Origin of the sequence: Teichococcus aerophilus (assembly GCF_014490485.1) — a bacterium.
In the GTDB taxonomy this organism is placed as follows: domain Bacteria; phylum Pseudomonadota; class Alphaproteobacteria; order Acetobacterales; family Acetobacteraceae; genus Pseudoroseomonas; species Pseudoroseomonas aerophila.
The window spans coordinates 54,510-76,801 of record NZ_JACTVA010000015.1; the positions used below are offsets into that span (position 1 = coordinate 54,510).

Sequence of the window (22,292 nt, forward strand, 5' to 3'; positions counted from 1 at the left end):
CAGGCTGTGGATAACGGGGATGGTTTTGGCCTTGGGCTTCACAAGCGTTGCGGGTGAAGGCGCCGGGCGGAGGGAGCGAGGGGGATAAAATGGTGCCGGCCGCGGTTGGCGGGCGGTTTGACGCCAGGTCCGGCGATAGCAGGCCGGGGAATTCCTTCCCCGGCCCTCCTTTCAGGCATCCTCCCGCGGGCAGGCGACGGCCTTGCGCTCCGCATCCAGCATGTAGTCGCGGGAGAGGGGGAGGGTGTCCACCTTCCGCGTTAGCTGGATCTGCCAGTTCATGTGCCCCATGCGGCGGAAGGCCAGTTCGGAGCCGACCAGGTAGAACTCGAACATGCGGCAGAAGCGTTCGTCGTAGAGGCTTTGGATCGCGTCCCGGTTGGCGGCGAAGCGGCGGCGCCAGTGGGCCAGGGTGTGGGCGTAGTGCAGGCGCAGGACCTCGATATCCGTGGCCCAGAGGCCTGACTTCTCCACCGCCGGCAGCACTTCGGACAGCGCGGGCGAGTAGCCGCCGGGGAAGATGTACTTGGTGATCCAGGCATTGGTGCTGCCGGGGCCGTCGCTGCGGCCGATGGCGTGGATCAGCGCCACGCCATCCTCCTTCAGCGCGCCCTTCACGGTGCGGAAGAAGGTCTTGTAGTGGTCGATCCCCACATGCTCGAACATGCCGACCGAGACGATACGGTCGACCGGGCGCTTCCAGTCCCGGTAGTCCATCAGCTCGAACCGCACGCGGTCGGACAGCCCGGCCTCGGCGGCGCGGCCGCGGGCGACGTCCAGCTGTTCGGTCGAGAGGGTGATGCCGGTAACGCGGGCGCCATGCTCGCGCGCCAGGTGCAGGGCCATGCCGCCCCAGCCGCAGCCAATATCCAGTACTTCCAGGTCCGGCCGGTCGAAATGCAGCTTGGCGGCGATGTGGCGCTTCTTCAGCAGCTGGGCTTCTTCCAGCGTTTCCTCGCCGGTGGGGAAGTAGGCGCAGGAATACTGCCGGTCCCGGTCCAGGAAGAGGGCATAGAGGCGGCCGTTCAGGTCGTAGTGGTGCGCCACGTTGCGCCGGGCGCGGCTGGCGGGGTTCAACTGGTCCAGGTGCCGGCGGCCCCAGCGGACCCATTCCATCACTTTCTCAGCCGGGTGGCCGCCGCCTTCCATCATGTTGAGCACCATGAGGTCGGTCATGTCGTAGAGGCTGCAGCCCATCGGGACGATGCCGCCATCCATGTAGCCTTCGCCGAAGGCCAGGGTAGGGTTGCTGCACAGGCGCCGGACTGTGCGCCAGTCCCGAAGCTCAAACCCGGCGGACGGGCCAGGCCCGTCGGTGCCGCGATACTCAAGGATGCGGCCGTCCGGGTAGCGGACGGTCAAGGTCCCGCGTCTGATTAGGCGGGATAGAATACGGTCGAACAGCATGCCCGAGCCTTCCTCTTCACCACGGTAGATATCGTGGCGATTGGGAAACGCACTTGTCCAGCCGAGTGAACGGAAAGCTTACGAAAGCTTCATCGCATTCTTTCGATGAGGCTGATTGAGGCAGCCGATTAGGGGCGGCCAAGAAAAAGGGGCGCTCCTTGCGGAACGCCCCTTTCGCCAACCATCTGGTTGCATGCCCTGTGGCGTTTCCGCCCCATGCGTTCATGCAGCAGTTGACCTTACTGCTCGGAAGCAGCGCCCAACTCGGACAGCTCGGCGGCCAGCTCGGCCTCCAGGCTGTCGTCCTCGGCCTGCTGCTCGGCGCGCAGGTCCTCGCCGCGCGCCTGCTTCTCGGCTTCTTCGGGGCTGCGGGCCACGTTGACGCTGAGGGGCAGGTGCACTTCCGGGTGCAGCTCGACGCGGACGCTGGAAATGCCCAGCGACTTGATCGGCTGCTCCAGGAGGATCTGGGTGCGGCTGACGGTCAGGCCGGCTTCCTTCGCGGCGTCCGCGATGTCGCGGGCGCTGACGGAGCCGTACAGGCCGCCGGACTCGCCGGCCTGGCGGATGATGACGACGGACAGGCCGTCCATCCGCTCGGCCACGCGCTCGGCTTCTTCACGACGCTTGAGGTTGAGCGCCTCCAGCTGGACGCGCTCCTTCTCGAAGCGCTCCAGGTTGGCCTTGCTCGCGCGGATGGCCTTGCCCTGGGGGAGCAGGAAGTTACGGGCGTAGCCGGGCCGGACGGAGACTTGATCCCCCATCTGGCCGAGCTTCTCGACCCGCTGCATCAGGATGACATCGATCATCGGTTTTGAACCCCGATCTTACGTGTTGGCGGGCGGCGGGTTACGGCGCCCGAATTGTTCAACGAGACCCAGCGCCACCAGAATGATGGCGCCGGCTTGGACGAAGACGAGAAGCGAGACATAGGCGGCGACGAGCACCGGCGTGCGCCACTTCGCCGGCGGAAGCCGGGTGTGCAGCGCCGCCAGACCTTGCAGCAGCAACGGAACGCCGAGGGCCAGGCCGAGCGACAGCGGGAAGAGATCCGCCGCCGGGTCCGCCAGCAGCCACACCACGCCGGCGATGGCCGGCAGGATGGGATACCAGCGGGGCAGGCGGGCCTCGCTCCAGCGGATGCGCGGCAGCAGGGCCAGGTTCCGGCGCAGCAGCAGGCGCTGCGCGAAGGCGGCGTTGGCCACCAGCACGAAGCTCAGCCACAAGGCCAGTGCCCCCGCCTTCAGGCGGACGATCTGTTCGACCATCCCATCCGGCGCTTCCACACCCATGCGGGTGAGGCTTTGGGACACCGCATCGCGCAGCGAGGTTTCCAGCCCGGCATCCGGCCCGCCGAGCACCATCGCGGCCAGCACGACCAGGAAGGCCGGCCAGATGCCGAGCAGCGCAAGCGGCAACCCGAGCGAAGGCCCGGGACGGCTGCCGTTGGGCAGCCCCAGCACCAGCGACACGACCGCCGGCAGGCTGAGGAAGCCCAGATACACCGCGACCGGCCCGATGCCCGGGCTGACCAGGGAAAGGCCCAGCCCCGCCACCGCCACCGCGATGAGCGCGGCGGTCAGGCCGAAGCCCAGCCCCGCCAGGAACAGCGGCAGCGGCGCGAACCAGAACAGGACCGCGCCCATCGGCAGGCCGTGCAGTGCCCAGAGTGCCACCAGTGCGGAGACGAGCCCGGCCGCCGCGCCCGCGAGGATACGCGGGTCGTTGGCCAGTCCGGTCCGGGGCTGGTTGGTGCTCAAGCCACTATGTCCGTTTTCTTGCCGGTGTCGTCAGTCGTTGATGACGTAGGGCAGCAGGGCCAGGAAGCGGGCGCGCTTGATGGCGTTCGCCAGCTCGCGCTGCTTCTTGCCCGACACGGCCGTGATGCGGCTCGGCACGATCTTGCCGCGCTCGCTCAGGAAGCGAGAGAGCAGGCGCACGTCCTTGTAGTCGATCTTCGGCGCGTTGGGACCGGAGAACGGGCAGGACTTGCGGCGGCGGTAGAACGGGCGGCGCGCACCGACGGCGGGGCGGCGGGCTGCGGGGTTCAGGTCAGCGGAATCGGACATGATCGATTACTCCTCGCCACCGTTGCTGGGGTCCATCTCGTCCCGCGGACGGGCGCGGAACTCTTCGCGGTCGTCGCTGCGCTCACGGCCACGGCCGGAGGAGAAGCGGCCGGCCGGGCGCGGGCCACGGAAGCCACGGTCACGCTCACGGTCATCGCCACGCTTGGCGAGGATGGCGGAGGGCGCCTCGGCGTCGATCGCCTCGACCCGCAGCGTCATGTGGCGCAGAACGTCTTCGTTCAGGCCCAGCTGACGCGCCATCTCCTGCTCGGCGGAGGCCGGGCAGTCGAGGCCGAGAAGCACGTAGTGCCCCTTGCGGTTCTTCTTGATGCGGTACGCCAGGCCACGGAGGCCCCAGTACTCGCGCTTCTTCACCTCACCACCGGCATCGGTGATAATGGAGGAAACCTGGTCGGTGATGGTGTCGACCTGCTGCTGCGACAGGTCGTTACGTGCGATCAGCACGGTTTCGTAAAGCGGCATGGGATCTCCCTATGGCTGTCTCAGCCCCGGGTCGTTCCTCCGGCACCATGCCGGGGAAGAACGCAAACGGGCATAGCCGGGCGCGATGCCACGCGCCCGGCAGGGTGGGCGGCGTAAAGCATGGGGGGAGGGGCGAAGTCAAAGGATTCGGTCAGGCCGGCCTGGAAGATCAAGGAAATTCGGCCTGCCAGCCCCTGGCGAAGCGCGATGTATGCCACAATGTTGCCAAGGATTCCTTGACACCCGCCCGCCCCGCCTCTACCCCGCCGCCGCCATTCACACGTGGGAAATAAACCGTCCAATGCCGCTCGCCTTTGTGTTCCCGGGCCAGGGCAGCCAGGCCGTCGGCATGGGCCGCGACCTCGCAGCAGCCTTCCCCGCCGCCCGCGAAGTGTTCGAGGCGGTGGACGAGACCCTGAAGCAAAGCCTCTCCCGCCTCATGTTCGAGGGACCGGTGGAGGAGCTGACGATGACCGCCAACGCCCAGCCGGCGCTGATGGCGGTGAGCCTGGCGGTGCTGCGGGTGCTGGAGCAGGAGGGTGGCTTCGACCTGAAGTCCCGCGTCGCGCTGGTGGCTGGCCATTCGCTGGGCGAGTACAGCGCCCTCGCCGCCGCCCTGACCTTCGACGTGCCGACCACCGCCCGCCTGCTGCGCCTGCGCGGCGAGGCCATGCAGAAGGCCGTGCCCGCCGGCATCGGTGCCATGGCGGCGCTGCTGGGGGCCGAGATGGCCCAGGCCCGTTCCATCTGCGAGCGCGCGGCCGAGTCGCCCGAGGGCATGCATGAAGTGGTCGAGGCCGCCAACGACAATGGCGGCGGGCAGGTGGTGATTTCTGGCCATCGCGGCGCCGTCGAGCGCGCGGTCGAGATGGCCAAGGCCGAGGGCATCCGCAAGGCGATGATCCTGCCGGTCTCCGCCCCGTTCCACTCCTCCCTGATGGCGCCGGCCGCGGACGCGATGGCGGAGGCGCTGGCTGTGGCCGAGCTGCGGCCGCCGGTGGTGCCATTGATCGCCAACGTCTCCGCCGCCAAGGCGACCGACCCGGCGGAGATTCGGGAGTTGCTGGTCCGGCAGGTGACGGGCACGGTGCGGTGGCGCGAATGCGTCGGCACCATGCTGGAACTGGGCGTGGACCGGTTCGTCGAAATCGGCTCCGGCAAGGTGTTGACCGGGCTGGCCAAGCGGCTGGCGCCGGATGCGCAGGCCATGTCGGTGGGCAACCCCGCCGACATCGAAGCTTTTCTGAAGAGCCTGTAAGGGAATAGTCCGGGATATGTTCAGCCTCGAAGGCAAGGTGGCGCTGGTCACTGGTGCGACCGGCGGCATTGGCGCGGAGATTGCCCGTGCGTTGCACCGCCAGGGCGCCAAAGTCGCGCTGTCCGGCACCCGCAAGGAAGTGCTCGAGACGCTGGCGGCCGAGCTGGAGGGCGCGCTGGTCGCCCCCGCCAACCTGAGCGACCCCGCGGCACCCGCCGCGCTTGTGGAGCAGGTGGAAGCGGCCTTCGGCAAGCTGGACATCCTGGTCAACAATGCCGGCTTCACCCGCGATGGCCTGGCCATGCGGATGGCCGACAAGGACTGGTCGGACGTGCTGGAGGTCGACCTGACCGCCCCGTTCCGGCTGGCCCGTGCCGCCATGCGCGGCATGATGAAGCGCCGGACCGGGCGCATCATATCCATTGCCTCCATCGTCGGCGTCACCGGCAATCCTGGCCAGGCGAACTACGCCGCGGCCAAGGCCGGGCTGATCGGCATGAGCAAGTCTCTGGCACAGGAACTGGCGTCCCGCGGCATCACGGTGAACGTGGTGGCGCCGGGCTTCATTGCCACGCCGATGACGGACGCGCTGAACGACCAGCAGAAGGCGCGGCTGATGGAGCGGATTCCGATGGGGCGGATGGGCGAGGCGGCTGATATTGCGGCCGCCGTTGCCTATCTCTCCTCCGACGAGGCCGGGTGGGTCACCGGCGCCACTCACCATGTGAATGGCGGGATGGCGATGATCTGAACCCGCTTCCGGGGAATTGTTCCCCGTGAAGCTTCCGTGTTAAGCCCGCGCGGTCCATGGGATGGGGCTGTTCCCACCCGCCGCCGCAGGCAGCAGTGTTCCAGCAGGAGAAGTCGCCATGAGCGATACCGCCGACAAGGTGAAGAAGATCGTTGTCGAGCACCTCGGCGTCGAGGAAGCCAAGGTGACTTCCGAGGCGTCGTTCATCGACGACCTGGGTGCCGACAGCCTCGACACCGTCGAGCTGGTGATGGCGTTCGAGGAGGCCTTCGGGGTCGAGATCCCGGACGACGCCGCCGAGAAGATCACGACCGTCAAGGACGCGATCGACTACATCGAGGCGCAGAAGGCGGCCTGAGGCCCCTTCGTCCTTGAGCGTCTGACAGATTAAAGTCGGGAGGTTACACGCGTGTTCGGTTCTCTGACGACGCCGCGCCGCGTCGTCGTCACCGGGATGGGCATTGCCAGCCCTCTCGGCGTCGGCGTCGCGCATGTGTGGCAGCGGATGCTTGCCAGCGAAAGCGGGATTGGCCCGATCAGCCTGTTTGACGCCAAGGACCTGCCGGCGAAGATCGCCGGCGAGGTGCCGTCCGGTTCCAAGACCGAGGGGAAGCTCGACTTCAACGAGTGGATCCCGGTCAAGGACCAGAAGAAGATGGACCGCTTCATCCAGCTCGCCCTCGTGGCGGCTTCGGAAGCGGTCGAGGACTCCGGCTGGGTGCCCGAGACCGAGGAAGATCGTTACGTCACGGGCGTCATGATCGGCTCGGGCATCGGTGGCCTGCCGGAAATCTACAACGGGTCCCAGCTCGTCGGGCAGGGCAAGGCGAAGCGGCTTTCGCCGTTCTTCATCCCGGCCTCGCTGATCAACCTGGCCTCCGGCCACGTCTCCATCAAGTACGGCTTCAAGGGCCCGAACCACGCGGTGGTGACGGCCTGCGCGACCGGTGTGCATGCGCTGGGCGACGCTGCCCGGCTAATCGCGCTCGGCGATGCCGACGTGATGGTGGCGGGCGGGACCGAGGCCGCGGTGTGCGAGATCGGCATTGCCGGCTTCTGCGCGTCCCGCGCGCTCTCCACGGCCTTCAACGACTCGCCGGACCAGGGCTCCCGCCCGTGGGACGAGGGGCGTGACGGCTTCGTGATGGGCGAGGGTGCCGGCGTGATGGTGCTGGAAGAGTACGAGCACGCCAAGAAGCGCGGCGCCAAGATCTATGCCGAGGTCATCGGCTACGGCATGTCGGGCGACGCCTACCACATCACCGCCCCGGCGGAAGGCCATGACGGCGCCTACCGCGCCATGAAGGCCGCCTTCAAGAATTCCGGCGTGACGCCGGCCGATGTCCAGTACGTCAACGCACACGGCACCTCGACGCCGATGGGCGATGATCTGGAGCTGGAAGCGGTCGAGAAGATGTTCGGGGATTCCGCAAAGGGCCTTGCCATGTCCTCCACCAAGTCGGCCATCGGGCATCTGCTCGGCGCGGCGGGCGCGGTGGAAGGCATTTTCTCCATCCTGGCCATCCGGGACGGCGTGGCACCGCCGACGCTGAACCTGGAGAAGCCGTCGCGGGAGAGCGTGATCGACCGCGTGGCCAAGGTGCCGCAGGAGCGGAAGATCGACGTGGCGCTCTCCAACAGCTTCGGCTTTGGCGGCACCAACGCCAGCATCCTGTTCCGCAAGGCGCCCTGACCGGGGCGCCGCCCCGCCCGCCATGGCGGGTGGGCGTCGGGCCATGAACAGGGGATCGTGCAGCAGATGCGCGGACCCTTCCTCCGGGCCCCAGACCCGGCAGGCCGGCCGACCGGGGGCCGTGAACCCCGGATTTTCTTCTCACGGATGATCGAGGGTCCATGCGCAAGGCGTTGCTCGCCCTTCTCGTGCTGGTCCTGCTCGCTGGCGGTGGCGCCTGGTGGGCGTGGGAGCAATGGCGCGCCCCTGGGCCGCTGGGGCAGCCCACCGCCATCGTCATTCCGCGCGGCAGCTCCTCCGAGGCGATCGGGGCGGCGCTGGTGGAGCAGGGCGCCATCCGCGACGCGCGCATCTTCGCCGCCGCCGCCTGGGTGACGCGGGAGGCCGGGCCGCTGCGGGCCGGCGAATACCTGTTCCCGGCCCATGGCTCCGTGGCGCAGGTGCTGGATGTGCTGCGCACGGCCCGGCCGGTGCAGCGCCGCCTGACCATCCCGGAAGGGCTGACCGCCAAGCAGATCGTCGCGCTGATCGATGCCGCGCCCGGGCTGACCGGCGATACCCCGGCGCTGGATGAGGGGGGCGTGCTGCCCGAGACCTATTCCTACCAGTATGGCGACACCCGGGCGGCGCTGGCGCGCCGCGCGACCCAGGCGATGGCCACGGTGTTGGAGCGGTTGTGGAAGGAGCGGGCCGAGGGCCTGCCCCTGGCCTCGCCGCGGGAGGCACTGGTGCTGGCCTCGATCGTCGAGCGTGAGACCGGCCAGCCGGCGGAGCGGCCGCATGTGGCGGGGGTGTTCATCAACCGGCTGCGGCGCGGCATGCCGCTGCAATCCGATCCGACCGTGGCCTATGCCGCCGCCGATGGCGCGCCGCTGGAGCGGGCGCTGACGCGGGCGGATCTGGACCGCGACCATCCGTTCAACACCTACCGCGTGCGCGGGCTGCCGCCGGGGCCGATTGCCAGCCCGGGCGAGGAGTCGCTGAAGGCGGTGCTGCGGCCGATGGATACGGACGACATCTACTTCGTCGCCGACGGCACCGGCGGCCATGCCTTCGCCCGCACGCTGGAGGAGCATAACCGCAACGTCGCCCGCTGGCGGCAGATCGAGCGTCAGCGCGCCAACCCGCAGTGACCGCCCCGGCGCCACTGACGCGGTCCGAGCTGTGGCTGCGTCTGGTGGTGATCGCCGGGTTGTGGGGCGCCTGTTTCCCCCTGCTGCGCCATGTGGCGCCGTTGATGCCGCCGATGGCGGTGGCGACCGTCCGCGCCGCGTTCTCCGGCAGTGCCGTCATCCTGTTCCTGCTGGTCAGCGGGCGGCTGCGCTGGCCGCGCGGGCGGGCCATCTGGGGCCATATCCTGGTGGTGGGCACGCTGAATGGCTGGGTGCCCAACCTGCTGACCGCCACCGCCATGGGTGGCATCGAGAGCGCGCCGGCGGCGCTGATCCAGTCCATCTCTCCTTTGCTGGTGGGCACGGCCAGCCTGGTGCTGTTCCGGGAGGAAGTGCGCGGACGCGGGCTGTTCCTGGGCCTGGCGCTGGGGCTGCTGGGGATCGGCATCATCCTGGGGCCTCGGGCGGTCTCGGGCGAGGCTGGGCTGGGTGCGGCGCTGATGATGCTGGCCACCGCCACGAGCTATGCCAGCGGCACCTTGTATGTGCGCTGGGTGCGGCCGGAGGTGCCGGAGCACCTGGTGGTCGGCCAGCAGGTGGTGGCCTTCGCCGTGGCGCTGCCGGCGGCGCTGCTGGTGAACGGGACGGCGGCCTTCGTGCAGCCGGGCGATGTGTGGCTGGTGTTGCTGCTGCTGGGCGTGCTGGGCTCGGCGGTGCCACTCTCCCTGTTCATCGTGCTGCTGACGCGGGCGCCGGCGGCCAAGGCCTCGCTGGTGGGGTACCTGCAGCCGGTCTCCGCCGCCACGGTGGCGGCGCTGTGGCTGGGCGAGTTGCCGGCGCCGCATGTTCTGGCAGGCGGCGCCGTGGTGCTGGCCGGGGTGTGGCTGGCTACGCGGCGCTGACATCCTTCGCCGGTACGGCGCGGGAGGCCCAGGCCATCAGCCCGCGCGGCACGGCGCCCAGCAGGCGGAACAGCCAGTAGGTGCGGCGGGGGAAAGCGATGCGCGTGTGGCCCGCCGCCAGCCCGGCCAGGGTACGGCGCGCGGCTTCCTCCGGCGAGATCATGAAGGGCATCGGGAAGCGGTTCGGCGCCGTCATCGGCGTGCGGATGAAGCCCGGGCAGATGGCGTGCAGGCGGATGCCATGGCGGCGCTGGGTGGCGTCCGTGGCTTCCGCCCAGCGTTGCACGGCCGCCTTGCTGGCCGAGTAGGCCGGGGCGCTGGGGGCGGCGACAAAGCCGACCACTGAAGCGACCACGCCGACGCGGCCGCGCAGACCTTGCGAATCGGGTTCCTGGGTGGCGAGGCGGGCCAGGGCGGGCAGGGTGGTGTTGAGCACGCCCACCAGGTTGGTCTCGAACACCGCGCGGACCTGGGTGGCGGGCTCGGCGCCGCCGCCGGTGCCGCCGGAAATGCCGGCATTGGCGATCAGCAGGTCCAGCCGTTCCATGCCTTCGACCCAGGCGGTGCAGGCGGCTTGGTCCCGCACATCCAGCACCGAGGCCACCACCGTGGCGCCGGCGGCGCGGCAGGCGGTGGCGGCCTGTTCCAGCCGGCTGGCATCCCGGGCGGTGAGGTAGAGGGTGGTTCCCGGCGCCGCGCAGGCCTCCGCCAGGGCGCGCCCCAGGCCGGAGGAGGCGCCGGTGATGGCGATATGGCGCCAGGGATAGTCCGTCATGTCTTGCATCCTGCGGCGGAGGGTAAGAGAAGGCCGCCCATGGCCCTTTTTTCGATGACCGGCTTCGCCCGGCAAGCAGGCTCCTTGCCGGACGGCACGGGTTTCGTGTGGGAATTGCGCAGCGTCAACGGGCGTGGCCTGGATGTGCGGCTGCGGCTGCCGCCGGGGCATGAGGCGCTGGAGCCGAAGCTGCGCGATGCGGCGGCGTCCCGCTTCAAGCGCGGCAATATCTCCGCCACCCTCAGCGTGAAGCGGGAGGAACGGCCGGCGCCGCGGCTGACGCCCGACCCGGTGGCGCTGGAACAGGCGCTGGCCCTGGCGCTGGAACTGGCGGCGCGCATTCCCGGCGGCCCGGCGCCGCGGGCCGAGAGCATCCTGCTGATGCCGGGCGTGCTGCGGACCGAGGTGCCCGAGGCGCGGGAAGGCGAGGAAGAGGCCCGCCATGCCGCCATCGCCGCCGGCTTCATGAAGGCGCTGGATGATCTGGCGGTTGCGCGCGGGGAGGAGGGCGACAAGCTGGCCGACATCCTTGGCGCGTTGCTGGACGAGATCGGCACGCTGCGGGAGCAGGCGGCCACGCTGGCGGCGGAGCAGCCAGCGGCGCACCGCGCCCGGCTGAGTGCCGCGTTGGCGGAGCTGTTGGAAGGCGAGCGGCGGGTGCCGGAGGAGCGGCTGGTCACCGAGGTGGCGCTTTTGGCGCAGAAATCTGATGTGCGGGAGGAGCTGGACCGGCTGGCGGCGCATGTGCAGGCGGCGCGGGCGCTGCTGGCTTCCGGCGAGCCGGCGGGGCGGCGGCTGGAATTCCTGGCGCAGGAATTCGGGCGGGAGGCGAATACGCTCGGCGCCAAGTCGGCCAGCCTGGGGCTGACCGGCATTTCCCTGGATCTGAAGGCCGCGATCGAGCGGCTGCGCGAGCAGGCGGCGAACGTCGAATGAACCAGATTTCCCGGCGTGGCCTGTGCCTCGTGCTCTCCGCCCCTTCCGGCGCGGGCAAATCCTCGGTCAGCCGCGCGCTGCTGGAGCGGGAGCCGGATCTGCGGCTTTCCGTCAGCGCCACCACCCGCAAGCCCCGGCCGGGCGAGCAGGAAGGGGTGCACTATTTCTTCCGCGAGCGGGAGGAGTTCCAGCGGATGATCGATGCCGGCGAGCTGCTGGAGTGGGCGGAGGTGTTCGGCCGCTTCTACGGCACGCCGCGCGCGGCGGTGGAGCAGGCGCTGGCCGCCGGGCGGGATGTGCTGTTCGATATCGACTGGCAGGGGCACCAGTTGTTGCGGCAGGCGCTGCCGGGCGACGTGGTTGGCGTATTTCTGTTGCCGCCGAGCCTGGTGGAGCTGGAACGCCGCTTGCATGGACGCGGGCAGGATGCTGCCGAAGAGATCGCCCGCCGCATGGACGCCGCCCGAGACGAGATCAGCCACTACGCCGATTTCGACCATATCCTGGTGAACCACGAGTTCCACCGCACCGTCGACGAGGTGCGCGCCATCCTGCATGCCGGGCGGACTGCCCGCGCGCGCCAGCCCTGGCTGCCCGATTTCGTCGGCGGGATGTTGAAGGTGTGAGCAGGGCAGGCGCGGCTTCATGATGATGCTGCTGGAGATCGTCCTGCCGATCTTCGTCCTGATCGGGCTGGGCTACGCCTCCGCCAAGAAGAAGTGGGTCAGCGACGAGGGGCTGCGCGGGCTGAGCGACTTCGTGTTCCGTCTGGCGATGCCGTGCCTGATCTTCAACGGCGCGACGTCCCCCCACCAGGGTGGCGGGGCGACGGCGCTGGCCTTCTTCAGCGGCTGCCTGGCGGCCTATGCGCTGGCGATGCTGGTGGCACGCTTCGTGTTGCGGATGAAGTTGGGCGAGGCCGGGACGTTCGGGCTGAACGCCGCCTTCGGCAACACCGCCATGATCGGCATCCCACTGGTGCTGGCCTTCTATGGGGAGGCGGGGCTGGCGCAGTTGCTGGCGATCGTCGGCCTGCATTCGCTGATCCTGCTGCCGATCGGCACCATCGTGGGTGAGATTGCCCAGAGCGGCCGCGCGCCGGTGCTGAAGATCCTGAAGTCCACGCTGGTCTCGGTGGCGCAGAACCCCATCGTCATCGCCGTGACATTGGGCTTCGTGGTGTACCAGGCGCAGATTCCGGTGCCGGAGGCGGCTCGGCGCTTCCTGCAGATGACCGGATTGGCGGCGGCCCCTACCGCCCTGTTCTGCCTGGGTGCCACGCTGGTGGCCTTCGATGCGAGGCGCGACTGGCCCTCGGCGCTGCTGTGCTCGGCCTTGAAGCTGCTGTGCATGCCGTTGCTGGTCTGGCTGGTCGGGCGCGCCATCGGGCTGCCGCCGCTGCAGATGGCGGTGGCGCTGCTGGCGGCGGCCATGCCGACCGGGGCCAACGCCTTCTTCCTCTCCCGCCGCTACAATGCGGGGGCGGAGCGGTCCGGCGCCACGGTGCTGCTCTCCACCCTGCTGTCGGTCTTCACGGTGGCGGCGCTGACGCTGATGCTGCAGGCCGGCTGAGGCGGGACGGGCGGGCATCGCCTTCCGTCGCCCGCCGGCGGGGCTGGTGGCCTGGGGACAGTCCGCCAGCCCTTGGTTTGGCGGCGCCTCAGTGCAGGCGGAACTCACCGTTGGCGTAGCGGAATTCGGCCGGGCGGGTGAGGGCGGCGGAGGCCACGCGCACCGAGTGCAGGGGGCCTTCGATATCCCGGCGCCAGAATTCCAGGAAACGGTGCAATTGGGGAAAATCGGGGGCGTGATCCACCTTCTGCCAGATGAAGGTCTGGAGCACCGCTGGGTGATCCGGCAGGTGGTAGAGGATCTCCGCGGTGGTCAGCCGCCAGTCGGGGATACGCACGAAGGAATCGATGTCACGCAACAACATGTCCTTACCCTTTCCGTCGATATGCGGTCCTGGCCTTTCCTGCCTTGGGGGAGGATGGCATGGAGCAGGATAGGGGAGGCAAGAAAAACATTTGGTTTCAATTCATTAGCACTCACGGCCCTAGAGTGCTGACAAACGCTTGACGAAAGCTTCAGACCCACCTAGATCGCTAGCACTCTCCTGGGGTGAGTGCTGACAGGGCTTGCCGGTCCGGGGGAGAGAACCATCACTGGATGCGCCATATTTGAAGGGCGTCGAGGAGAGGTCTATGAGCTTTCGTCCACTGCATGACCGCGTTGTCGTTCGCCGGCTGACCGCCGATGAGAAGACCGCTGGTGGCATCATCATTCCCGACACCGCCAAGGAAAAGCCGCAGGAAGGCGAGATCGTCTCCGTCGGCGCTGGCGCGCGGAACGACAAGGGCGAGCTGGTTGCCCTGGAAGTGAAGGCGGGTGACCGCGTTCTGTTCGGCAAGTGGTCGGGCACCGAAGTCAAGATCAAGGGCGAAGACCTGTTGATCATGAAGGAATCCGACATCCTGGGCATTCTCGCCGCCTGATCTGGCTGGCTTGAGATCGCCTTACGGTTCCAACAGAACAAACGAGGTCACATATTATGGCTGCTAAAGAAGTTAAGTTCGGCGCCGGCGCGCGCGAGAAGCTGCTGCGCGGCGTGGACATCCTGGCCGACGCCGTCAAGGTGACGCTGGGCCCCAAGGGCCGTAACGTCGTCATCGACAAGTCCTTCGGCTCCCCGCGCATCACCAAGGACGGTGTGACGGTCGCCAAGGAAATCGAGCTGTTCGACAAGTTCGAGAACCTGGGCGCCGCCCTGGTCCGCGAAGTTGCCAACAAGCAGAACGACCTGGCCGGCGACGGCACCACCACCGCGACCGTGCTGGCCCAGGCCATCATCCGCGAGGGCGCGAAGTCGGTGGCCGCCGGCCTCAACCCGCTCGACCTGAAGCGCGGCGTCGACAAGGCCGTGGCCGTTGTCGTCGAGGAGCTGAAGGCCAACTCCAAGAAGATCACGACCTCCGCCGAAGTGGCGCAGGTTGGCTCTCTGTCCGCCAACGGCGAGACCGAGATCGGCCAGATCATCGCCGAGGCGATGGAGCGGGTCGGCAACGAGGGCGTCATCACGGTCGAGGAAGCCAAGGGCATCCAGACCGAGCTGGACGTCGTCGAGGGCATGCAGTTCGACCGCGGCTACATCTCCCCGTACTTCGTGACCAACGCTGAGAAGCTGGTCGCCGAGCTCGACAACCCGTACATCCTGATCCACGAGAAGAAGCTCTCCACGCTGCAGCCGCTGCTGCCGCTGCTGGAAGCCGTCGTGCAGTCCGGCCGTCCGCTGGTGATCGTGGCTGAGGACGTCGAGGGCGAGGCCCTGGCCACCCTGGTCGTCAACAAGCTGCGTGGTGGCCTGAAGATCGCCGCCGTGAAGGCGCCGGGCTTCGGCGACCGCCGCAAGGCGATCCTGGAAGACATCGCGATCCTGACGGGTGGCGAGGTCATCTCCGAGGACCTGGGCATCAAGCTCGAGACGGTGACGCTGGCCCAGCTGGGTCAGGCGAAGACGATCCGCATCGAGAAGGAAAACACCACGATCGTCGATGGTGCCGGCTCCAAGGATCAGATCAAGGGCCGCGTCGAGCAGATCAAGGCGCAGGTGGAAGAGACCACTTCCGACTACGACCGCGAGAAGCTGCAGGAGCGCCTGGCGAAGCTGGCTGGCGGCGTCGCCGTCATCCGCGTCGGCGGTGCGACTGAGGTTGAGGTGAAGGAGCGCAAGGACCGCGTTGACGACGCGCTGCACGCGACCCGCGCCGCGGTTGAGGAAGGCATCGTGCCGGGCGGCGGTGTTGCCCTGGTTCGCGCCTCCACCAAGCTGGCGAACGTGAAGGTCGACAACGACGACCAGCGCGTCGGCGTCGAGATCGTTCGTCGCGCCATCCAGGCGCCGGCGAAGCAGATCGCCGAGAACGCCGGTGAGGACGGTGCGGTTGTGGTGGGCGACGTGCTCCGCAACGACACCTACAACTTCGGCTACGACGCCCAGACCGGCGAGTTCAAGGACCTGGTCGCGGCCGGCATCATCGACCCGACCAAGGTCGTTCGTACGGCTCTGCAGGATGCGGCTTCCGTCGCTTCCCTGCTGATCACGACCGAGGCGCTGATCGTTGAGCGCCCCGAGCGTAAGTCGGCCCCGGCCGGCGGCCCGGGCGGTGGCATGGGCGACATGGACTTCTGATCTCTCTGAGATCGGTGTTCGGGAAGGGGGCGGCCTGCAAGGGCCGCCCCTTTTTCATGGCTGGAAGCTGGTGTGGACACGGTGCTTAACTCGCCACTTTGACTGGCACGAAGGGGTTTTGGGGCCGCCCCGGCATCAGGCCATCGGGCTCCAGGCCTGTGCTGCGCGGGTGGCGGGTTTGCGTTGACAGGGGATTGACGATCTGGCCCACTTGGGTGGCCAACCGCTGCTGATCGCCTTGCCGTGCCTCCGGACATCCGGCTGCCACAAGCGGTAACACGGGGTGGAAGCCTGCCAGGCGATAGGCGCCCTGGCGATGTCAGAGAAGGAGCGCGCCGCATGGCGATGGGCACCGTGAAGTGGTTCAACGCGACCAAGGGCTTCGGCTTCATCGTGCCGGAGGATGGCGGGAAGGATGTGTTTGTGCACATCACCGCCGTGCAGCGGGCGGGCCTGCAGGGCCTGCAGGAAAACCAGAAGGTCAGCTTCGACGTGGTGCAGGAGCGTGGCAAGGCTGCCGCGACCAACCTGAAGCCGCTGTGACGCTCATCATGTGACATCCACCGCCGGCTGGCATCAGCCGCGAGTAGTGCCGTGACAGACGAATTGGGTGGGCAGGTGCCTGCCGAGGCGGCCCGTACCGGAAGGTACGGGCCGTTTTTCGTGGGCGATGCGCGTTACGGGTGAAGAGCCATGAGCACTGTTCAACGGAGGCATAAAAAAGGCGAAAATAGGGCAAATGTGTTTGCTGCAACGCACACGTTCGCGGTAAGGGCAAGCATCTTCACTTCGCGGAAAGGGTTTCCGCCATGCCTGCTCAACTCATTGCGATCGCCCTCACGTTGATTTCGCTGGTTTTCGCCGTGCCGGCCTCGGCACAGGAGAACTGGTGGAGCGATGTCAGCGTCAGCGCCGCATTTGGCGGGGCGCTGCCTTATTCGACCGGGAGCGGCGGGTATCTGGTGACGCGGCTGATGACGCCGGAGGCCAGCGGCCGGGCGATCCGCTTTGCCGGGCAGTCACCCTTCGGCATGGACATCAAGAATGTGTTCGATGGCCGGCCACAGGTCGGGCTGGGCGGGCGGTACCAGCTGCGCAGCTTCTCGGGCGGAGGGAAGGTGTCTGTCCGTGCCATGGTCAGCGCGGGGGTGGAGCCGGTAGACGGCCCGCGCCCGATGGTCGGGTTGGCGGGCCTCAGCGTCCTATTCTGATTCGGCTTCCCAGCCGATGGCGCGGCGCAGGAAGGCGGCGCCGAGGGCCATGAAGCGGGCGGCCTCCGCATTGTCCTTGCCATAGCCATGGCCACCGGCTGTGGGCTCGTAGAAACGGGCGTCGTAGCCGAGCTTCTGCAGCTTCGCCGCCATCTTGCGGGCATGGGCGGGGTGGACGCGGTCATCCCGCCGCGTCGTCGCGATCAGGATGGGCGGGTAGGGCTTGCCGGCTTCCGCGACATGGTAGGCGGAGAAGTGGCGGATGAAGGCCCAGTCCTCGGGCTTGTCGGGGTCGCCGTACTCGGCGATCCAACTCGCCCCCGCCAGCAGCTTGGTGTAGCGCCGCATGTCGATCAGCGGGATGGTGCAGAACAGGGCGCCGAACCGCTCCGGATAGCGGGTCAGCATATTGGCGATCAGCAGGCCGCCATTGGAGCCGCCTTCCGCCGCGATGCGGCCAGGAGTGGTGACGCCGCGCCGCGCGAGGTCCGCCGCCACGGCGGCGAAATCGTTGTGCGACAGGTACTTCCGGTCCCGCCGCCCGGCCTCGTGCCAGCGTGTGCCGAATTCGCCGCCGCCGCGCAGGCTGGCGGTGACCGCGGTGCCGCCGCGTTCCAGCCAGAGCTGGCCGATGCTGCCCTTGTAGTAGGGCATGACCGGGATCTGGAACCCGCCATAGCCGGTGAGATGCACGGGGGCGTCGCCGGTCTCGGCCTCCGGGCCCGTCTGGACGTAGGGGATGCGCTCGCCATCCGAGGAGATGGCCTCGTGGCGCGTCACGCGCAGACCGTCCGCATTGTAGATGCGCGGTGCCTGGCGGAGGACCAGGGGGGTGGCGGGGGTGATGGCGGTTTGCAGCAGGGTGGGTGGCGTCACCGGGTCCTGCGTCATGGCCAGCAGGGTGCCGTCGGATTCCTCGGCATCCGCATCCAGCGGCCAGACATCGACGACGCCGATCTCGGGCAGGCCGTCCAGGGCGCGTGGCGTCCATTGCGCGTCGCCCGGCGTCCAGATGGTGAAGCGGGGGCGGAGGTCGTCCAGCTCGGAGACGACGAGGGCGCCGCCGCACCAGGAGTAGCTGCTCAGGGCGCGGCGCTCGGCGGGTTCGAACAGCACTTGCAGGCGGGGCTCGCCGGCCAGCAGGCTGGAGAGGGAGGTGCCGAGCAGCATGTCCGGCGCATAGGTGGTGCCGCCGACGGTCCAGGGCGTGCGCGGCTGCAGGGCGACGCGGTCCCCGAACCAGTTGATGCGCAGGTCGGTGGGGGTGGCGACACGCTGGCGGGGGCCGGTGCGGTCGCCCAGATGCACGACGAAATCGTAGAAGCCGATCTGGTCGATGAAGACCAGGCGCTCGGCGCCGGAGGTGCGGTCGACGCTGCCCCAGGCGCCCATGTGGTCGGCGGGGACCTCGAACAGCACGGCGGCTTCGGCCGGGTCCTGGCCACGGGACCAGAGGCGGATGGTACGGGAATAGCCGGAGCTGGTGGCCATGCCCTCGCCGAGGGCGGAGGAGAGCAGCAGCGTGTCGCGGTCCAGCCATTCCACGCCGCTCTTGGCCTCGGGCAGGTGGAAGCCGCCGTCGACGAAGCTGCGGGACGGGATGTCGAACTCGCGCAGCACCACGGCGTCGCCGCCGCCGCGCGACAGCTTCAGGATGGCGCGGTCATGCGTGGCGTGGATGACGACGCTGCCGTGCCAGATCCAGTCCTCACCCTCCGCCTTCACCAGTGCGTCAAGGTCCAGCAGGATGTCCCAGGGCGGGGTGTCCTGGCGATAGCCGGCTTCCGTCGTGCGGCGCCACAGGCCGCGCGGGTTCTGGCCGTCCTTCCAGAAATTGTAGATCAGGCCACCGCGGCGGGTGATGTGCGGGATCTTGTCCGGCCGGTCCATCGCCGCCTGCACCGCCTGGGCGTCGGCGGCGACGCGGGCGTCTGAAAGGCGGGAGAGGGTCTTGTCGTTCTGGGCCTCGACCCAGGCCAGGGCCTCGGCGCCCTCGACGTCCTCCAGCCACAGGAAGGGATCGTCGTCCGGGGCGTCGATGGTGGGGCGGGCGTCGGGGGCCAGGGTCATGCGGGTGACCTTTCGGCGGGATCGTCCCGGACCCGGTCAGCCGGGGAGGAGGATCACGCGATCAAACGGAGGGTGGGAGTGCGGGCTGCACGGAAGCGCCGGGGCCTGCGCCACACGACCGGATGATCGTGGGATGCGGGCGCGCCGGCGCGGCCTGCGGTCAGGCCATCTGGTAGCGGGCCTTGGCGGCGCGCTCGATGGCGCCGGCGATCAGGCGGTCGAGGTCCATGCCGATGCGGAAATCCTGCAGGAAGCGCAGTTCCTCCTGCGTCGCCTCGCCATCGGCGGCGGCGACTTCGCAGGCCAGCAGGTAGGCGGTCTCCCGCAGGCGCTGCGGCAGGGCGTCCCGCATCAGGTTGAAGGCGCGGTCCAGCCCCTCGGCGTGGCCGAGCAGGGCCAGGCAGGTTTCGGTGACCGGCTCGATCTCCTGCGCCTGGAAGCCGGTGAAGACGGGCAGTTCCTGTACCAGCCGCGCCATCATGCCCAGTTCGGCGTCCGACATGTGCTGGTCGGCGGCGGACATCAGCACCATGGCGCAGATCAGCGCTTCGTGGACGGTGAAGTGGGTCTTGGTCTGCGGCATGGCGGGCGTGCTTCCTTCGTTGCTGACTGGCGTATCGTGGCCGGGTCTGCGCTTCAACCCGGCGGGAGCGCGGGAGATGCAAGAAAAGCGGCGGTCTGGCGCACGGCCTCGGCCAGGCCCAGGCGGCGCGGGACGACGCCTTCCGGCAGGCCGGCCAGCAGGCGGGAGGGGGTGCGCGGGTCCAGCAGCACGAAGACGCCACGGTCGTCGGCGCGGCGGATGAGGCGGCCGAAGGCCTGGCGCAGGCGGTGCCGGGCGATGCCGTCATCATAGGAGGTCGGCCGGCCGCCGGAGAGATGAATCCGCCGCTCCCGGTGCAGGATGGAGGGGCGGGGCCAGGGCACGCGGTCGAACACCAGCAGGCGCAGTGCGCGGCCGGGAACATCGACGCCGTCGCGCAGCGCATCGGTGCCGAGGAGGCAGGATTCCTCCTCCGCCCGGAAGATGTCGATGAGGGTGGCGCTGTCCATCGCATCGACATGCTGGGCGTAGAGGGGCAGGCCGGCCTCGGCCAGGGCGGGGGCGATACGGGCGTGTACGTCCCGCAACCGCCGGATGGCGGTAAACAGGCCGAGGGCGCCGCCGCCCGCGGCGATGAAGAGTTGCTGCATGGCGGCGGCGACCTGGCCGGGGCTGTCCCGGTTCATGTCATCCACCACGATGGCCAGGGTCTGGCTGGCGTAGTCGAAGGGCGAGGGGACGGCGGCGCGGATGGCGGGGTTGGGCAGGTGCTGGACGCCGGTGCGGGCCTCGGCCTCGCGCCAGGCGGCCTCAGGGTCGCGCTTGGCGGAATTGTCGCGCAGCGTGGCGGAGGCGATGAGCACGCCGTGGGCGGGCGCGGCCACTTGCATGGCGAAGGGCACTGTCGGGTCCAGCCAGTGGCGGTGCAGGCCGGCATCGATGTCGCGGCCTTCGCGCCGGGTCAGGGCCAGCCAGTCGACATAGAGGGGCCGGGTGCCGGGCTCTGGCGGCTCCTCCCGCAACTGGCGCAGCATGGAGAGCCAGGCGACGACGGGGATGAGGGCGCGGCGCTCGATGCTGCGGCTGGCGGTTTCCAGGCGGATGCGGTCACCGGTTTCCAATTCCTGGTCGGGATCTTCCAGGATGTCGGTGAGCAACTTGGAGAGATGCTTCAGCGGGTCGCGCAGGCGCTCCAGCGCCGATTCCAGGGCGGTGGCCGCGGCGGGGAGATCCTCGTGCAGCGGGTGCAGGTCGGTCTCGGCATCGTAGAGCGTATCGGCTTCCGCCGTGCGGGCCAGGACCTGGATGCGGGTGGCGCGCAGGAAGGCCTCGCCGGGGCGGGGGTTGTCCGGGTCGGGCAGGTCTTCCCAGCGGTCCCACCAGCCAGAGGCGGGCAGGGCGCGGGCCATCTGTTCCGTGTGTTCCAGCGGGGGGATGAGGCTGGGATGGGCGGGGAGCAGCTCCTCCAGCCGGCGGCGCAGGCCACGGGCGCGGCTGCGGCCGCCTTCATTGCCGAGCAGCCAGCGGCGCAGCTCCGCCATCTCGGCGCCGGAAAGGGCGGCGGAGAAGGCGCCGTCCGCCGCGTCGAACAAATGGTGGCCTTCGTCGAACACGTAGCGAAGAGCGGGGCCGTCCTCGCTGGAGCCGCCGCCGCCCTTGGGGCCGAGCGCGGCCTGGACCATGACCAGGGCGTGGTTGGCGACCACCAGGTTGGCGGTGGCGGCGCGGCGGATGGAGTGCTCGACGAAGCAGCGCTTCCAGTGCGGGCAGGCGGAGTGGATGCACTCGCCCCGGCGGTCCGACAGCAGGGAGACGGCGCCGGACGGGAAGAGCTCGGCGATCCAGCCGGGGAAGTCGCCGCCCATCAGGTCTCCGTCCCGCGAGGCGCCGGCCCAGCGGGCGACGAGGGCGAGGGCGAGGATACGGCCGGGCATGGCGCCGCTGACGGCTTCGTCGAAGTTCAGCAGGCAGAGATAGTTCTCCCGCCCCTTGCGGATGACGACCTTGCGGCGGCGTTCCTCCGGGTCCGGGTAGAGGCGGGCGAGTTCCTGGTCCAGCTGGCGCTGCAGGTTGCGGGTGTAGGTGGCGATCCAGACCGGGGCGCCGTTGCGTTCCGCCCAGAGGCTGGCAGGGGCGACGTAGCCCAGGGTCTTGCCGGTGCCGGTGCCGGCCTCGGCAAGGACCAGGCGGGGTTCGCCGGGGACGTCCCGCGGGGCGAAGGCCATGCTGGCGGCGCTGGCGAAATCGCCCTGGGAGGGGCGTTCCTCGGCGCCTTCGCCCAGGATCTCGGCCAGGCGGGTGCGGGCCTCGGCCGGGGAGACGGGCAGGTTGCCGGGGGGCTGGGCGGGGGCGGCTTCCTCCCATTCCGGCATGGTGCGCCAGACTTTCAGCCCGTCATTGCTGCCGCGGGCCTGGGGTTGGCCGAGGGCGGCGAGGATGGAATCCGCCCAGGGCCAGTGCATGGCATCCCGTAGCCGGGCGGCCAGCATGGCGACATCCCGGTTGGGCAGCGCGTTGCGGGCGCGGGCGAGGCGGCGGAGGATCTCGGTGGCGATTTCCGGCAGCAGGGCGGCGGCGGCTTCGGCGTCGTCCGGCGGCGGCAGGTCCAGTGCGATGGCCAGGCCGCGCGGCGTGGGGGCGGCGGGCTGTGCCGGCAGGGCGAAGGCATACAATTCCAGCAGGTCATACGCACCGGGGATGGCGCCGACGCCGAGGCGCTTGGCGGTGGCGGGGGCGTGGACCAGGATGGGCGGGCCGAGTTCCTCCAGCGCCTCCAGCGTCTTGCGGGCGGAGAGGGTGGAGAGCTCGCCATCCGGGGTCAGCAGGACGCTGGCGCCATGGGGCGCCGCGATCAGCGCGGGCGCGGCGGGCAGCAGGAGGCGGGGGGGCAAG

General features: G+C 69.2%; 23 protein-coding genes. 13 read left to right on the forward strand and 10 right to left on the reverse strand.

What is annotated here, in order from left to right; genetic code table 11:
• Positions 1-171: 171 nt before the first annotated feature.
• The 5 genes from IBL26_RS10570 to rpsF form a co-directional block, all read right to left on the reverse strand.
• Entirely contained in the window at positions 172-1,407 is a 1,236-nt protein-coding gene (locus IBL26_RS10570) for an SAM-dependent methyltransferase (RefSeq protein WP_187784448.1), read from the reverse strand.
• A gap of 239 nt (positions 1,408-1,646) precedes the next feature.
• The gene (gene rplI / locus IBL26_RS10575; protein WP_187784449.1) at positions 1,647-2,216 is read right to left on the reverse strand and encodes a 50S ribosomal protein L9; all 570 of its coding nucleotides are present in this window, start codon (positions 2,214-2,216) and stop codon (positions 1,647-1,649) included.
• Positions 2,217-2,234: 18 nt separating this feature from the next.
• Positions 2,235-3,167 carry a DUF2232 domain-containing protein gene (locus IBL26_RS10580; protein ID WP_187784450.1) on the reverse strand — a complete coding sequence of 311 codons (933 nt, stop codon included), beginning with the start codon at positions 3,165-3,167 and terminating at the stop codon, positions 2,235-2,237.
• Between the two features lie 30 nt (positions 3,168-3,197).
• Positions 3,198-3,476 carry a 30S ribosomal protein S18 gene (rpsR, locus tag IBL26_RS10585; protein ID WP_187784451.1) on the reverse strand — a complete coding sequence of 93 codons (279 nt, stop codon included), beginning with the start codon at positions 3,474-3,476 and terminating at the stop codon, positions 3,198-3,200.
• A 6-nt stretch (positions 3,477-3,482) separates the two neighbouring features.
• Positions 3,483-3,959 (reverse strand): 30S ribosomal protein S6, encoded by a 477-nt coding sequence (gene rpsF / locus IBL26_RS10590; protein ID WP_187784452.1) that lies wholly within the window; start codon positions 3,957-3,959, stop codon positions 3,483-3,485.
• A 301-nt stretch (positions 3,960-4,260) separates the two neighbouring features.
• Between rpsF and fabD the strand changes: the two genes are divergently transcribed.
• From fabD to IBL26_RS10620, 6 genes are all read left to right on the forward strand, one after another.
• Positions 4,261-5,217 carry an ACP S-malonyltransferase gene (fabD, locus tag IBL26_RS10595; protein WP_187784453.1) on the forward strand — a complete coding sequence of 319 codons (957 nt, stop codon included), beginning with the start codon at positions 4,261-4,263 and terminating at the stop codon, positions 5,215-5,217.
• Between the two features lie 16 nt (positions 5,218-5,233).
• Entirely contained in the window at positions 5,234-5,968 is a 735-nt protein-coding gene (gene fabG / locus IBL26_RS10600) for a 3-oxoacyl-[acyl-carrier-protein] reductase (RefSeq protein ID WP_187784454.1), read from the forward strand.
• Positions 5,969-6,086: 118 nt separating this feature from the next.
• Entirely contained in the window at positions 6,087-6,326 is a 240-nt protein-coding gene (locus IBL26_RS10605) for an acyl carrier protein (RefSeq protein ID WP_120637424.1), read from the forward strand.
• 51 nt (positions 6,327-6,377) lie between these two features.
• A complete protein-coding gene (gene fabF, locus IBL26_RS10610; protein WP_367615408.1) occupies positions 6,378-7,661 on the forward strand; it encodes a beta-ketoacyl-ACP synthase II in 1,284 nt (427 codons plus the stop codon).
• A 161-nt stretch (positions 7,662-7,822) separates the two neighbouring features.
• Complete coding sequence (gene mltG, locus IBL26_RS10615; RefSeq protein WP_187784455.1) at positions 7,823-8,794, forward strand: endolytic transglycosylase MltG; 972 nt, start codon at positions 7,823-7,825, stop codon at positions 8,792-8,794.
• A complete protein-coding gene (locus tag IBL26_RS10620; RefSeq protein ID WP_187784456.1) occupies positions 8,791-9,675 on the forward strand; it encodes a DMT family transporter in 885 nt (294 codons plus the stop codon). Before mltG ends, IBL26_RS10620 begins: the two co-directional genes overlap by 4 nt.
• On the opposite strand, the gene IBL26_RS10625 is transcribed toward IBL26_RS10620, so the two are convergent.
• Complete coding sequence (locus tag IBL26_RS10625; RefSeq protein ID WP_367615409.1) at positions 9,662-10,450, reverse strand: SDR family NAD(P)-dependent oxidoreductase; 789 nt, start codon at positions 10,448-10,450, stop codon at positions 9,662-9,664. The two genes, IBL26_RS10620 and IBL26_RS10625, sit on opposite strands and share 14 nt — an antisense overlap.
• A 39-nt stretch (positions 10,451-10,489) precedes the next feature.
• Between IBL26_RS10625 and IBL26_RS10630 the strand changes: the two genes are divergently transcribed.
• The 3 genes from IBL26_RS10630 to IBL26_RS10640 are packed head-to-tail and all read left to right on the forward strand — an operon-like array spanning position 10,490 to position 12,958.
• A complete protein-coding gene (locus IBL26_RS10630) occupies positions 10,490-11,386 on the forward strand; it encodes a YicC/YloC family endoribonuclease (protein ID WP_187784458.1) in 897 nt (298 codons plus the stop codon).
• Complete coding sequence (gene gmk / locus IBL26_RS10635; protein WP_187784459.1) at positions 11,383-12,012, forward strand: guanylate kinase; 630 nt, start codon at positions 11,383-11,385, stop codon at positions 12,010-12,012. The genes IBL26_RS10630 and gmk overlap by 4 nt, the downstream gene beginning before the upstream one ends.
• 19 nt (positions 12,013-12,031) lie before the next feature.
• Positions 12,032-12,958 carry an AEC family transporter gene (locus tag IBL26_RS10640; RefSeq protein ID WP_187784460.1) on the forward strand — a complete coding sequence of 309 codons (927 nt, stop codon included), beginning with the start codon at positions 12,032-12,034 and terminating at the stop codon, positions 12,956-12,958.
• 88 nt (positions 12,959-13,046) lie between these two features.
• Here IBL26_RS10640 and IBL26_RS10645 read toward each other — a convergent pair whose 3' ends face one another.
• The gene (locus tag IBL26_RS10645; RefSeq protein ID WP_187784461.1) at positions 13,047-13,322 is read right to left on the reverse strand and encodes an usg protein; all 276 of its coding nucleotides are present in this window, start codon (positions 13,320-13,322) and stop codon (positions 13,047-13,049) included.
• Between the two features lie 268 nt (positions 13,323-13,590).
• On the opposite strand from IBL26_RS10645, the gene groES reads away from it, so the two are divergent.
• The 4 genes from groES to IBL26_RS10665 all read left to right on the forward strand — a co-directional run bounded on the left by groES (position 13,591) and on the right by IBL26_RS10665 (position 16,786).
• The gene (gene groES, locus IBL26_RS10650; RefSeq protein WP_187784462.1) at positions 13,591-13,881 is read left to right on the forward strand and encodes a co-chaperone GroES; all 291 of its coding nucleotides are present in this window, start codon (positions 13,591-13,593) and stop codon (positions 13,879-13,881) included.
• Between the two features lie 56 nt (positions 13,882-13,937).
• Positions 13,938-15,575, forward strand: a complete 1,638-nt coding sequence (groL, locus tag IBL26_RS10655; protein WP_187784463.1) for a chaperonin GroEL — start codon at positions 13,938-13,940, stop codon at positions 15,573-15,575.
• 339 nt (positions 15,576-15,914) lie between these two features.
• Positions 15,915-16,118: a cold-shock protein gene (locus tag IBL26_RS10660; RefSeq protein ID WP_187784464.1), complete on the forward strand. Its 204-nt coding sequence runs from the start codon at positions 15,915-15,917 to the stop codon at positions 16,116-16,118.
• A 266-nt stretch (positions 16,119-16,384) separates the two neighbouring features.
• Positions 16,385-16,786 carry a hypothetical protein gene (locus IBL26_RS10665; protein ID WP_187784465.1) on the forward strand — a complete coding sequence of 134 codons (402 nt, stop codon included), beginning with the start codon at positions 16,385-16,387 and terminating at the stop codon, positions 16,784-16,786.
• Here the strand turns inward: IBL26_RS10665 and IBL26_RS10670 are convergent.
• From IBL26_RS10670 to IBL26_RS10680, 3 genes are all read right to left on the reverse strand, one after another.
• Positions 16,778-18,856 carry a prolyl oligopeptidase family serine peptidase gene (locus tag IBL26_RS10670; RefSeq protein WP_187784466.1) on the reverse strand — a complete coding sequence of 693 codons (2,079 nt, stop codon included), beginning with the start codon at positions 18,854-18,856 and terminating at the stop codon, positions 16,778-16,780. The genes IBL26_RS10665 and IBL26_RS10670 overlap by 9 nt on opposite strands.
• A gap of 160 nt (positions 18,857-19,016) precedes the next feature.
• Positions 19,017-19,439 (reverse strand): tellurite resistance TerB family protein, encoded by a 423-nt coding sequence (locus IBL26_RS10675; RefSeq protein ID WP_187784467.1) that lies wholly within the window; start codon positions 19,437-19,439, stop codon positions 19,017-19,019.
• Positions 19,440-19,492: 53 nt separating this feature from the next.
• A complete protein-coding gene (locus IBL26_RS10680) occupies positions 19,493-22,291 on the reverse strand; it encodes an ATP-dependent DNA helicase (protein WP_241749242.1) in 2,799 nt (932 codons plus the stop codon).
• Between the last annotated feature and the right edge of the window lies 1 nt (position 22,292).